Source organism: Marinobacter shengliensis (assembly GCF_003007715.1).
Classification (GTDB): domain Bacteria; phylum Pseudomonadota; class Gammaproteobacteria; order Pseudomonadales; family Oleiphilaceae; genus Marinobacter; species Marinobacter shengliensis.
Genome location: NZ_PXNO01000023.1, coordinates 217,076 through 229,762 on the forward strand (window position 1 = coordinate 217,076; position 12,687 = coordinate 229,762).

The window sequence follows — 12,687 nt, forward strand, 5'->3', positions numbered from 1 at the left end:
TGACCCCACCCATAGGCTTAACAATTTGCACCTGTGAACCCATAACTACGGAACCTGATTATGGCCATCAAAAAAATGACTGACCTGAACCTCGCCGGCAAGCGGGTTCTGATTCGTGAAGACCTGAACGTACCGGTCAAAAACGGCAAAGTCTCCAGCGACGCCCGCATCCGCGCCTCGCTGCCGACCATCAAAGCCGCCAAAGACGCCGGCGCCAAAGTCATGCTGATGTCCCACCTGGGCCGCCCGGAAGAAGGCGTGTACGACGAAGCCTCCTCCATGAAGCCAGTCGCCGAACACCTGAGCACCCTGCTGGGCCAGGAAGTGCGCCTGATCAAGGATTACCTCAGCGGTGTTGAAGTCGCCGACGGCGAAGTGGTGCTGTTTGAAAACGTTCGCTTCAACAAAGGCGAAAAGAAAGACAACGAAGACCTGGCCAAACAATACGCCGCCCTGTGCGACGTCTACGTGATGGACGCCTTCGGCACCGCCCACCGCGCCCAGGCTTCAACCCACGGCGTAGCGAAGTTCGCTCCAGAAGCCTGCGCCGGCCCCCTGCTGGCAGCAGAACTCGACGCCCTCGGCAAAGCCCTGGATAACCCGGCCAAACCCGTTGTCGCCATCGTTGGCGGCTCCAAAGTCTCCACCAAACTCGACGTGCTCAACGCCCTTGAGAAAGTGTGCGACCAGATCATCGTCGGCGGCGGCATCGCCAACACCTTCCTGGCCGCAGCCGGCCACCCGGTGGGCAAATCCCTGTGCGAACACGACCTGATCGACACCGCCAAAGACATCGCCAGCCGCGTGGAAATCCCGCTGCCGGTAGACGTAGTGGTCGCCAGCGAATTCGCCGAAACCGCCACCGCCACGGTGAAAAACATCTCCGACGTCAGCGACGACGACATGATCCTCGACGTAGGCCCGGAAACCGCCGGCCAGTTCGCCAACCTGCTCAAGAGCGCCAAAACCATCCTGTGGAACGGCCCGGTTGGCGTATTCGAATTCGACCAGTTCGGCAACGGCACCAAAGCATTGGCTGAAGCCATCGCCGAAAGCGACGCCTTCTCCCTGGCAGGCGGCGGCGACACCGTCGCGGCCGTTGACAAATACGGCATAGCTGACAAGATCTCCTACATCTCCACCGGCGGCGGCGCGTTCCTGGAATTCGTGGAAGGCAAAACCCTGCCGGCAGTAGCGGTGTTGGAAGAACGTGGTGCTTAAGGGATCACTCAATAGTTAGATTCGCAAGGCTGGTGGTGGGGTTGGCCTCCCGAGACTGTGCGCAGCATGGATGCTGCGCTCAAGCCTACAGGGATGTATTTACGGCGTGTCTCGGGAGGCCAGCGCCGCCGCCAGCCGAAGCAGACTCCAAAGTCTAAAAACGAACAGAATTCAAACCTCAAAAAGTCAACGAAGGAGACAACCCATGGCCCTGATATCGCTGCGGCAACTTCTGGACCACGCCGCCGAGCATGGTTACGGTGTGCCAGCCTTTAACGTAAACAACCTGGAACAAATGCGCGCCATCATGGAAGCCGCCGACAAAACCGACTCCCCGGTGATTGTCCAGGCCTCTGCCGGTGCCCGCAAATACGCCGGCGCCCCCTTCCTGCGCCACCTCATCCTGGCTGCCATCGAAGAATGGCCCCACATCCCGGTGGTTATGCACCAGGACCACGGCACCAGCCCCGCCGTCTGCCAGCGCTCCATCCAGCTCGGCTTCAGCTCCGTCATGATGGACGGCTCACTGGGTGAAGACGGCAAAACCCCGACCAGCTACGAATACAACGTAGACGTTACCCGTCGCACCGTTGAAATGGCCCACGCCTGTGGCGTTTCCGTAGAAGGTGAGCTGGGCTGCCTGGGCTCCCTCGAAACCGGCCAGGCTGGTGAAGAAGACGGCATCGGCGCAGAAGGTACCCTGGACCACGACCAGATGCTGACCGATCCCGAAGAAGCCGCCGACTTCGTCAAGAAGACTCACGTGGACGCCCTGGCCATCGCCATCGGCACCAGCCACGGTGCCTACAAGTTTACCCGTCCGCCGACCGGTGACATCCTGGCCATCGACCAGATCAAAGCCATTCACGCCCGCATCCCGGACACCCACCTGGTCATGCACGGCTCAAGCTCCGTACCCCAGGAGTGGCTGAAAGTGATCAACGAATTCGGTGGTGAGATTCCGGAAACCTACGGTGTACCGGTGGAAGAAATCGTCGAAGGCATCAAACACGGCGTGCGCAAGGTCAACATCGACACCGACCTGCGTCTTGCCTCTACCGGTGCCGTTCGTCGCTTCATGGCCCAGAACCCGGCCGAATTCGACCCGCGCAAATTCCTCAAAGCCACTATGGTCGCCATGACCGATATCTGCGTAGCTCGCTACGAAGCCTTCGGTTGCGCCGGCCAGGCCAGCAAGATCAAGCCTCTGAACCTCGAGCAGATGTTCGAGCGTTACGCGGCTGGCGAGCTGGACCCTAAGGTTAAGTAAGCTGCACAAAAAAAGCCCCCGCCAGTCGGGGGCTTTTCTCAGGGTTGGTGAACGCCACCCGATGATGATAGTTCAGGTTGTATCAGTTCAGCCCCGCAAGCCTTCCTCTAGCCCCGCAGACCACTGACCAGCTTGTCGATGCTGTCCTTGGCATCGCCAAACAACATACGGGCGTTGTCCTTGAAGAAGAGCGGGTTCTCCACCCCGGAATAACCGGTGGCCATGCCCCGCTTGAGGATAACCACCTGGTGGGCCTTCCAGACTTCCAATACCGGCATGCCGGCGATCGGGCTGCCCGGGTCTTCAGCCGCTGCCGGGTTCACCGTGTCGTTGGCGCCGATCACCAGAACCACGTCGGTATCCGGGAAGTCGTCGTTGATCTCGTCCATTTCCAGCACGATGTCATAGGGTACGTGGGCCTCGGCCAGCAGCACATTCATGTGACCTGGCAGGCGTCCGGCTACGGGGTGGATGCCAAAACGCACGTTCACGCCCCGGTCCCGCAGTAGTTTGGTCATCTCGCTGACCCCATTTTGGGCCTGGGCCACCGCCATGCCGTAACCGGGCACAATGATCACCGACTGGGCGTTGCGCAGCTCCTCACAGACATCATCGACACTGGATTCGTGCACCGTCTGGTCGCCATTCGAAGCTGCCGAACTGCTGCTGGTCTGGCCGAATCCGCCAAGGATCACGCTGATGAAAGACCTGTTCATGGCCTTGCACATGATGTAGCTGAGAATGGCACCGCTACTGCCCACCAGGGCACCCACGACAATCAGCAGATCGTTGCCCAGCATGAACCCGATGGAAGCGGCGGCCCACCCGGAATAACTGTTGAGCATGGACACCACCACCGGCATGTCGGCGCCGCCAATGGCCATGATCAGATGAATGCCCAGGACCGAGGCAATGATGGTCATCAGTATCAGGGCGCCGATGCCCAGGGCCATGCTCTCGGTGCCCAGGAACCAGGCCCCGAGGAATACGCAGACAATGATCGCTGCCAGGTTCATCAGGTGCCGGCCGGGCAGGGTCAGCGCCTTACTGTCGATTCGGCCGTCCAGCTTGCCGCAGGCCACCAGTGAGCCAGTGAAGGTAATGGCACCGATGAAAATGCCCACATATATCTCCACCAGCTTGATGGTGTGCTCGGTACCGGAGGTGGCAATCAACGGCTCGATGTAGCCTGAAAAGCCCACCAGCACCGCAGCCAAACCCACAAAGCTGTGGAGCAGGGCCACCAGCTGCGGCATCTGGGTCATTTCCACTTTGTTGGCGATGGGAATGCCAATGCCGACACCGAGCAGCACCGCAATAACAATGGCACTGATACCACCGTCGACGCTGGCCAGGGTCGCCCCCACCGCGATGATGATGCCGGCTACGCCGTAAAGATTACCTCGCCGTGCCGATTCCTGGTGGCTGAGACCACCCAGGCTGAGAATGAAACAGATACTTGCGACCACGTAGGCCACGCTCACCAGTCCTGTGCTCATATCGGACGTCTCCTACTTGCGGAACATTTTGAGCATGCGATGGGTGACCCGGAAGCCACCGCCCACGTTGATGCTGGCAATCAGCACCGCGACAAACGCCATGATGCCCACGGCAATATTTTCCGCCTGGGCCAGATGCAGAATGGCGCCGATTACGATGATGCCGCTGATGGCATTGGTGACGCTCATCAAGGGTGTATGCAGGGAAGGCGTAACGTTCCAGATCACCTGCCAGCCAATGAAGCAGGCCAGCACGAATACGGTGAAGTGTTGCAGGAAGCTCTCTGGCGCGTGGGCGCCGACTCCGTAGAGTGCCAGTGCCGTGACCACGAATAACACGCCCTTGCCGATCTGGCTGCGGCGGTCGGCCTTTTTCTTGGCGGCGGCTTTTGCTTCGGCTGACGGCTCCTCGGTGCCCGGTGCCGGTTTTGGGCTGACCGGCGATTCGGGTTTTGGAGGTGGCCAGGTGATGTCGTCCTCGTGCACTACCGTAAGGCCACGGATGACTTCGTCTTCCATGTTCACCACTGGCTGGCCGTCCTTTTCCGGTGTCAGCTCGGTGAGCAGATGCACCAGGTTAGTGGCATACAGGTCACTGGCCACCTTGGCCATCCGGCTTGGCAGATCGGTGTAGCCGATCAGGGTGACGCCATGATGATGGGCTACCTTGCCGGGCTCAGTGAGTTCGCAGTTACCACCCCGCTCGGAGGCCAGATCGACGATCACGCTGCCGGGTTTCATGGATTTCACCATGTCGGCGGTGATCAGCTTCGGTGCCGGTTTGCCGGGAATCAGGGCGGTGGTGATGATGATATCCACCTCTTCCGCCTGCTCTGCAAATAGCGCCATCTCCGCCTTGATGAACTCGTCGCTCATCTGCTTGGCGTAGCCGCCGCTGCCGCTGCCATCCTCGTTTTCAAAATCCAGCACCAGGAACTCGGCCCCCATACTCTCGACCTGTTCCTTCACCTCCAGTCGGGTATCGAAAGCCCGAACGATCGCGCCCATGCTGTTAGCGGCGCCGATCGCTGCGAGGCCCGCCACCCCGGCACCGATCACCATAATCTTAGCCGGTGGCACCTTGCCAGCAGCCGTTACCTGCCCGGTAAAGAAACGTCCGAAGTGATTCGCCGCCTCGATCACCGCCCGGTAGCCGGCAATATTCGCCATGGCGCTGAGGGCGTCCATCTTCTGGGCGCGGCTGATGCGGGGCAGGCTGTCGATGGCGAAAGACGTGATCTTTCTGGCGGCCAGCTTTTCCAGCAGCTCCGGGTTTTGCGCCGGCCATAGGTAGCTGACCAGAAACGCCCCTTCCTTCATCAAGTCTGCTTCGTGCTTGCCCAGCGCCGGGTTCTCCATGGGCGACCGGACTTTCAGGATAAAATCGGACTCTTTCCACAACATGGTGGTATCAGCGGCGATGGCCGCGCCCACTTTTTCATAGGCGGCGTCGGAGTAGTTTGCTGCCTCCCCGGCGCCACCTTCAACGATCACGTCGTAACCCAGGCCGATCAGTTTGTGAACCGAGGGTGGCGTAGCGGCCACCCGCCGCTCGTCCTTAAAGATTTCCTTTGGGATACCGATTTTCATTATTGGTTTGCCTCCGGATTTCCCGATCAATCAGATGTCTGGATACCTACATACTAGTGCAGGTTGTCAGATTCGCTCGCCTAGCTGCTCCCAAACAAGGACTCGGGCTTTCCTGATGATCCGGTGCGCGTTCGTACCTATTTGAGGATTCTTTGCATTTTGGCCTGGATGGCCAATACTTGAAGGCATGGTCTTGCCGATGGTGGCCAAGGATGCCTTCCAATGAAGCTGTTCCATTGTGGCCGGTGCGCCAACCTGCTTTATTTTGAAAACAGTCGTTGTACCAACTGCGGGGCGGACCTGGGCTTTGCTCCGGATGTTATGGATTTGCTGGCTATCGAGCCAGAAGGTAATGCCACCTGGGCGAGTGTCGCCAGTGGTGACCTCTATCGGCTGTGTGACAACTATCAGAATCAGCAAGCCTGCAATTGGCTGATCCCCAAAACCGATCCCCACACCTTCTGCGTCGCCTGCCGCCTGAATCGCACCATTCCCAATCTTAGTATCCCGAAAAACCACGATCTCTGGCTGCGTCTGGAAAAGGAGAAGCGACGCCTGGTGTATTCGGTGCTGCGGCTCAAGCTGCCTTGCGCTCCCCGCAATGAAGAACAGTTTGGACTGGCCTTCGATTTTCTGGCCGACCAGCCGGCGATGTTTGATGAGCGCTCCAAGGTAGCAACCGGCCATGCTAATGGTGTCATCACCATAAACATTGCCGAGGCGGACCCGGTGGAACGGGAACGGATGCGTAACCAAATGGCTGAGCCCTATCGCACTGTTCTGGGGCACTTCCGCCACGAGTCCGGTCACTACTACTGGGATCTGCTGGTTCGTAACAGTCCCTGGCTGGATAAAGTCAGGGCGCTTTTTGGTGACGATACCAGAGACTACCCGCAAGCCCTGGATCAGCATTACCAGTACGGCCCGCCAAGTGACTGGCAAAACCGGTACATCAGCGCCTATGCCAGCAGCCACGCTTGGGAAGACTGGGCGGAGACCTGGGCACACTACCTGCATATGGTGGATACACTGGAAACCGCCTGGCAGTTCGGGATGCGGGTGAACGCTCGCCAGAGCCCTATGTTGAGCAGCGAACCGGGCCCAGCGTTTGATCCTTACCAGGCCGATGATTTCGATGCGCTGATCAAGCACTGGTTACCCCTGACGCTTGCGCTCAACAGCCTGAACCGAAGCATGGGGCATGAAGACGCCTACCCCTTTGTGCTTCCTCCTCCGGTGGTGGAAAAGCTTCGCCTGGTACACCGAATAGTTCACGGTGGTTAATGAAAGGACATCAAATGAAGAAGAACAAATCGATTGACTGGAAAAACTATGACCCAAACGACTTCTATGATGAGCTGATCGCCGCCAAAGGGAAGCCCAGGCGCGCAGCTACGGCGATTACCGACTACCTGGGCAATCTTGACTCCGAGGAGATTCAGGCGCGCCAGCAGGCTGCCGAACTGGCGATTCTGGAGACGGGGATCAGCTTCACCATCTACAGTGAGGGCGAAAATATTGACCGGGCCTGGCCTTTTGACATCATTCCCCGGGTGATCTCGCTCCGCGAGTGGGAAACCATCGAGCAGGGACTGGCGCAGCGCCTGACGGCCCTCAACATGTTCATCAACGACATCTACAACGACCAGAACATCGTCAAGGACAAGGTGATCCCCAAGTACGTGTTCGCCAACTCCAAGAACTTCCGCGAGCAGTGCCGGGGGTTTACGCCGCCATTGGGGGTCTGGGCCCACATCTGTGGATCGGATCTCGTGCGTGACAAAGACGGCAAGGTATATGTCCTGGAGGACAACCTGCGGGTTCCCTCGGGTGTTTCCTACATGCTGGAGAACCGGCAGCTGACCAAGCGGGTGTTCCCGGAGCTGTTCGACAACACCAGCATCCTGCCGGTGGATGACTACACCAACCAGCTGTTCGACATGCTGGCATCGATTTCGCCGAGGCCCCAGGACCATCCGAAAATTGCGGTGCTCACGCCGGGCATTTTCAACTCCGCCTATTTCGAACACTCCTTCCTGGCCCAGCGTATGGGCGCAGAACTGGTGGAAGGGGCTGATCTGGTGGTTGGTGAGGATGACTGTGTCTACATGCGCACGGTCGAGGGCCTGGAACGTGTGGATGTGATCTATCGCCGCATTGATGACGATTTCCTGGACCCGGAGGAGTTCCGGGCGGATTCCACTCTGGGCGTGCCGGGCCTGATGCGGGCCTGGCGCAATGGCAAGGTTGGCCTGGCCAATGCACCCGGTGCCGGCGTGGCCGACGACAAGGTCATCTACGCCTTTGTGCCGGACATGATCCGCTACTACCTGGATGAGGAGCCGATCATCCCGAACGTGCCCACCTATATGTGTGTGAACAAGCAGGACCAGGAGTATGTCCTCGAACACCTCGATGAGCTGGTGGTGAAACCGGCGAACGAATCCGGGGGCTACGGGATGCTGGTTGGGCCCCATTCCACCAAGAAGCAGCGCACCGAGTTTGCCCGGCTGATCAAGAAGAACCCGCGCAACTACATCGCCCAGCCCACTTTGAGCCTGTCGGTGGCGCCGACCCTTTGCGACGAGGGCCTGGCGCCAAGGCATCTGGATCTGAGGCCCTTCGTGCTGCAGGGCGTACGAACCTACGTAACCGCTGGAGGGCTTACACGAGTGGCGATGCGCAAAGGCTCCCTGGTGGTGAACTCTTCCCAGGGCGGTGGAAGCAAGGATACCTGGATCGTGGACGAGGAGAACTGATGTGCTGTCACGTGTAGCGGAACGACTGTACTGGATGGCCAGATACCTTGAGCGGGCCGAGAACAACGCCCGGATGATCATGGCCTTCAATTCCCTGGCGCTGGATATGCCGAGAGAAACCCAACTGTCCTGGAAGAGTCTGGTAGCGGTTACCGGAATGGAAGCCCTGTTCGATCAGCACCACCAGAAGGCCGATGAGCGCAATTGTGTGAAGTTCCTGATGGCCGATGGTTACAACCCGAGTTCCATAGCCTCCTGCATCAAAGCGGCCCGGGAGAATGTTCGCACGACTCGGGACCAGATTCCGACCGATGCCTGGGAGGTGATCAACGAGCTTTACCGGTACATTCTGGAACACATAGACCAGGGGGTTGGCAAGCGCGCGCGATACGAGTTCCTGAACGAAATCGTGGGGCGCTGCCAGATGCTCAATGGCTTGCTTGCCGGCTGTATGAGTCACGACGAGGGGTATGACTTCATCCGGGTCGGGCGCAACCTGGAGCGGGCTGACATGGCCACCCGGCAGATTGAAGTGGGTGCCCTGCAGTTCCTGGATGGCTGGGATGGCACCGAAACCTACGGCGGGCTGCTGTGGACCAGCGTGCTGCGTTATCAGAGTGCCTTCCAGATGTACCGTCACAATGTTCGACGCAAGGTTAGCGGACCCCAGGTCATTCGCTTTCTGCTGCAGAACGAGCCGTTTCCGCGATCGGTGCTGCACAGCCTCAACGAGGTGGCCAGTGCCCTCGGTCGTTTGCCAAGGAACGAGATTCCGTTACGCACGGCATTACAGGCGGTACGTCACACCCGGGAAGGAGACGTGGATGCGCTTATTCGTAAGGATGAGGGGATCCTGTTCCTGGAAAACCTGCAGTTGGAGATCGGTGAGCTTCACGATGACATTGCAGAGACCTGGTTTCCTGTCTACGAGACAGCCTGAAACTCCCAAACATATTCGCCTGCGAGATAGGTTTCATGTCGATTCACGTTGCCCTGAGTCATACCACGCACTATCGCTACGAGCGCCCGGTTACCCTGGGGCCGCAGATCGTTCGCTTGCGACCGTGTCCGCATGCGAGAACCCGCATTCTCAGCTACTCGCTGAAGGTTGAGCCGGAAGGTCACTTCTTGAACTGGCAGCAAGATCCGCAGGCTAATTATCTGGCCCGTCTGGTATTTCCTGAGAAAACCGATGAACTGAAGATCACGGTAGACCTGGTTGCCGAGATGGCCGTGATCAACCCGTTTGATTTCTTTCTGGAACCCCGGGCGGAGACCATTCCTTTCGACTACGAGGAATGGCAGACGGCAGAGCTGGCACCATACTTACAGAAACTGCCGGAGACACCGGACTTCCGTAAGTGGATGGCCACCATAGACCGCAAGGAAACCCCTAGTGTGGATTTCCTGGTGGGTGTGAACCAACGTGTTGCTGATCGAATTGACTATCTGATTCGGATGGAGCCGGGTGTCCAGACGCCGGAGGAAACCCTGAAAAAAGGTTCTGGATCCTGTCGGGATTCCACCTGGCTGCTGGTTCAGACACTCCGGCACCTGGGGCTTGCGGCGCGGTTCGTGTCCGGTTACCTGATTCAGCTCAAGGCGGATCAGAAAGCACTGGACGGCCCCTCCGGGGCCGAGGAAGACTTCACCGACCTGCATGCCTGGTGCGAGGTCTACCTGCCCGGCGCGGGTTGGGTGGGGCTGGACCCTACCTCCGGCTTGTTTGCCGGGGAGGGGCATATTCCCCTGGCTTGCAGCCCCGATCCGTCCTCCGCCGCGCCCATTACTGGCATGGTGGAGGATTGTGAGGTTGAGTTCGAGCACCAGATGAGCGTCCAGCGCATTTGGGAAGCGCCGCGGGTAACCAAACCCTACACCGAGGACCAGTGGCAGCGCATTGTTGGGCTAGGTCATGATGTCGACAAGCGCCTTACTGAGCTCGATGTGCGCCTGACCCAGGGCGGCGAACCCACCTTTGTGGCGAATCATGACCGGGACGAGCCGGAGTGGAACACCGAGGCCATGGGCCCCACCAAGCGCAAAAAAGCCATCGAACTCTACCACCGGATGCGGGACCGCTATAGTGCTGGCGGGCTGGTACACTTCGGCCAAGGCAAGTGGTACCCGGGCGAACCGCTGCCCAGATGGTCTCTGAATTGTTTCTGGCGCAAGGATGGAGAACAGATCTGGCAGGATGAACGTTGGCTGGCGGACGAACGCACCGACAGCGGCGCCACCGCAGAAGCGGCCGAGCGCTTTATACAGAACCTGACCCGGGAGCTGGGCCTGGATGCCGAACAGGTGTTCCCGGCTTTTGAGGATGCCTTCTATTATCTCTGGCGCGAGCGGCGCCTGCCGGTCAACGTCGATCCCTTCGACTCCCGTCTGGAAAACGCACTGGAGCGGAAACAGCTCCAGCAGATTTTCAGTCGCGGCCTGGATAAGCCGGTGGGCTACGTGTTGCCCCTGCGGGTCTCCGAAAAGGAACAGACGTGGGAGACGGGCCCCTGGTTCCTGCGCAGTGAGCGCTGTTACCTGGTGCCGGGCGGCTCCCCAATGGGCCACCGTTTGCCGCTGGACAGCCAGCCTTGGGTGGCGGAGGCGGATTACCCCTGGATCCACCCTCAGGATCCGTTCGCGCCCCGGGGCCCGTTGGCAAAAAACGAGGAGATCCGCCAGTGGAACAGCCGCGGACAGCGTGTAGAGCCAGGGTCGGAGCAGGAGGCCATTGAACAGAAGACGCCTGAGCAAGGGAAGTCCTCCCCGGAGGTGGTCCGCACTGCCCTGTGCGTGGAGCCCCGGGAGGGCATACTGCGGGTTTTCATGCCGCCGCTGGCTGAGCTCGAGCCCTACCTGGCGCTGGTGGCGGCCATCGAGAAAACCGCCGCCGGGCTGGAGCAGCCGGTGTTGCTGGAAGGCTACGAGCCGCCCTCGGACCCACGACTGAACCACTTCCGGATTACCCCGGACCCTGGTGTAATCGAGGTCAATGTGCAGCCGGTGACCACTTGGGATGAACTGGTCGAGCAGTCCGAGACGCTTTACGCAGACGCCTACGAGTGCCGTCTGACTTCCGAGAAATTCATGATGGACGGCCGTCATACCGGCACCGGTGGCGGCAACCATTTTGTGTTGGGGTCGCAGAAGGCCGAGGATTCCCCGTTCCTGCGGCGTCCGGATCTGCTGCGCAGCCTGATCAGCTACTGGCATAACCATCCCAGTCTGTCTTACCTGTTCTCCGGCCTCTTTATAGGCCCCAGTTCCCAGGCCCCCAGGATTGACGAGGCCCGTAACGACCATGTGTTCGAGATGGAGCTGGCTTTCAGGGAGATGGAGCGACTGTGTCCGGTCGGCAAAAAGGTCGCTCCGTGGGTGGTAGACCGCCTGCTCCGCGACCTGCTCACGGATGTGACCGGCAATACCCATCGGGCCGAGTTCTGTATCGACAAGCTGTATTCGCCGGATGGCCCTGGCGGGCGCCATGGCCTTCTGGAACTGCGGGCCTTCGAGATGCCACCCCACGCCCGCATGAGCCTGACCCAGCAGCTGCTGTTGCGGGCGCTGGTGGCCCGATTCTGGGAGCAACCCTATAAACCAAATGGGCTGGTGCGCTGGGGCACCGAGCTCCACGACCGGTTCCTGTTGCCGCACTATGTCTGGCAGGATTTCGAAGATGTCATCGACGACATGAAGGCGCAGGGGTACCCGCTGGAGAGTGACTGGTTCGCGCCCCATTTCGAGTTCCGGTTCCCCCGGATCGGCGACTACAAGGTCAAAGGGATCACCCTTGAGCTGCGCTCGGCCTTGGAGCCCTGGCACGTGACCGGTGAGCACGGGGCAATTGGCGGCACGGCCCGCTACGTGGACTCTTCCTTGGAGCGTTTGCAGGTAAAAGTACGTGGTGCGGCCCCGGATCGTTACCAGATAACCTGCAATGAGGTGCCGCTGCCGCTTCAGCCAACCGGTATGGTGGGTGAATCCGTTGCCGGGGTGCGCTACAGGGCCTGGCAGCCGTCGTTGTGCATGCACCCGACCATTGGTGTGGACGGGCCGCTGGTGTTCGACATCGTAGACACCTGGAACGAACGAAGTCTGGGTGGGTGTGAATACCACGTGACCCACCCTGGTGGCCGCAATTTCGAGACTCTGCCGGTGAATTCGTTCGAGGCTGAAGGTCGCCGTATGGCGCGCTTCTTCCGAATGGGGCACAGCTCCGGCAAGCAACCCCTGCGGCCGGTTCCGGAGCACCGGGAATTCCCATTTACCCTGGATCTGCGATATCACCAATAAGATGCCTGGACGCGTAGTATGAGGCTGGCTCCGGAGCGTATAAAGCGGCTATGCT

General features: G+C 59.6%; 8 protein-coding genes. 6 read left to right on the top strand and 2 right to left on the bottom strand.

All coding sequences use genetic code 11. The annotated features are described in order from the left end of the window. Nucleotides 1-60 precede the first annotated feature (60 nt). Together C7H10_RS10220 and fba are read left to right on the top strand one after the other, a co-directional pair. Entirely contained in the window at nucleotides 61-1,221 is a 1,161-nt protein-coding gene (locus C7H10_RS10220) for a phosphoglycerate kinase (protein ID WP_106694779.1), read from the top strand. 205 nt (nucleotides 1,222-1,426) lie between these two features. Then, entirely contained in the window at nucleotides 1,427-2,491 is a 1,065-nt protein-coding gene (fba, locus tag C7H10_RS10225) for a class II fructose-bisphosphate aldolase (RefSeq protein WP_106694780.1), read from the top strand. Nucleotides 2,492-2,598: 107 nt separating this feature from the next. Here the strand turns inward: fba and pntB are convergent, their stop codons facing one another. Together pntB and C7H10_RS10235 are read right to left on the bottom strand one after the other, a co-directional pair. Continuing rightward, a complete protein-coding gene (pntB, locus tag C7H10_RS10230; protein ID WP_106694781.1) occupies nucleotides 2,599-3,990 on the bottom strand; it encodes a Re/Si-specific NAD(P)(+) transhydrogenase subunit beta in 1,392 nt (463 codons plus the stop codon). Between the two features lie 12 nt (nucleotides 3,991-4,002). Beyond that, nucleotides 4,003-5,580 carry a Re/Si-specific NAD(P)(+) transhydrogenase subunit alpha gene (locus C7H10_RS10235; RefSeq protein ID WP_106694782.1) on the bottom strand — a complete coding sequence of 526 codons (1,578 nt, stop codon included), beginning with the start codon at nucleotides 5,578-5,580 and terminating at the stop codon, nucleotides 4,003-4,005. Between the two features lie 222 nt (nucleotides 5,581-5,802). Here C7H10_RS10235 and C7H10_RS10240 point away from each other — a divergent pair, with 222 nt between their 5' ends. The 4 genes from C7H10_RS10240 to C7H10_RS10255 are packed head-to-tail and all read left to right on the top strand — an operon-like array spanning nucleotide 5,803 to nucleotide 12,632. After that, entirely contained in the window at nucleotides 5,803-6,864 is a 1,062-nt protein-coding gene (locus C7H10_RS10240; RefSeq protein WP_106694783.1) for a zinc-binding metallopeptidase family protein, read from the top strand. A gap of 14 nt (nucleotides 6,865-6,878) precedes the next feature. After that, entirely contained in the window at nucleotides 6,879-8,339 is a 1,461-nt protein-coding gene (locus C7H10_RS10245) for a circularly permuted type 2 ATP-grasp protein (RefSeq protein ID WP_106694784.1), read from the top strand. Nucleotide 8,340: 1 nt separating this feature from the next. Next, nucleotides 8,341-9,279 carry an alpha-E domain-containing protein gene (locus C7H10_RS10250; protein WP_106694785.1) on the top strand — a complete coding sequence of 313 codons (939 nt, stop codon included), beginning with the start codon at nucleotides 8,341-8,343 and terminating at the stop codon, nucleotides 9,277-9,279. A 35-nt stretch (nucleotides 9,280-9,314) separates the two neighbouring features. After that, on the top strand, nucleotides 9,315-12,632 hold the full coding sequence (locus C7H10_RS10255) for a transglutaminase family protein (protein ID WP_106694786.1): 3,318 nt from the start codon (nucleotides 9,315-9,317) through the stop codon (nucleotides 12,630-12,632). Nucleotides 12,633-12,687: the final 55 nt, after the last annotated feature.

What these genes read in the sequence shown, in the direction of transcription:
- C7H10_RS10255 (WP_106694786.1), top strand. Translation starts at nt 9,315, where the DNA reads ATGTCGATTCACGTTGCCCTGAGTCATACCACGCACTATCGCTACGAG.
- C7H10_RS10220 (WP_106694779.1), top strand. Translation starts at nt 61, where the DNA reads ATGGCCATCAAAAAAATGACTGACCTGAACCTCGCCGGCAAGCGGGTT.
- fba (WP_106694780.1), top strand. Translation starts at nt 1,427, where the DNA reads ATGGCCCTGATATCGCTGCGGCAACTTCTGGACCACGCCGCCGAGCAT.
- C7H10_RS10240 (WP_106694783.1), top strand. Translation starts at nt 5,803, where the DNA reads ATGAAGCTGTTCCATTGTGGCCGGTGCGCCAACCTGCTTTATTTTGAA.
- C7H10_RS10235 (WP_106694782.1), bottom strand. Translation starts at nt 5,580, where the DNA reads ATGAAAATCGGTATCCCAAAGGAAATCTTTAAGGACGAGCGGCGGGTG.
- pntB (WP_106694781.1), bottom strand. Translation starts at nt 3,990, where the DNA reads ATGAGCACAGGACTGGTGAGCGTGGCCTACGTGGTCGCAAGTATCTGT.
- C7H10_RS10245 (WP_106694784.1), top strand. Translation starts at nt 6,879, where the DNA reads ATGAAGAAGAACAAATCGATTGACTGGAAAAACTATGACCCAAACGAC.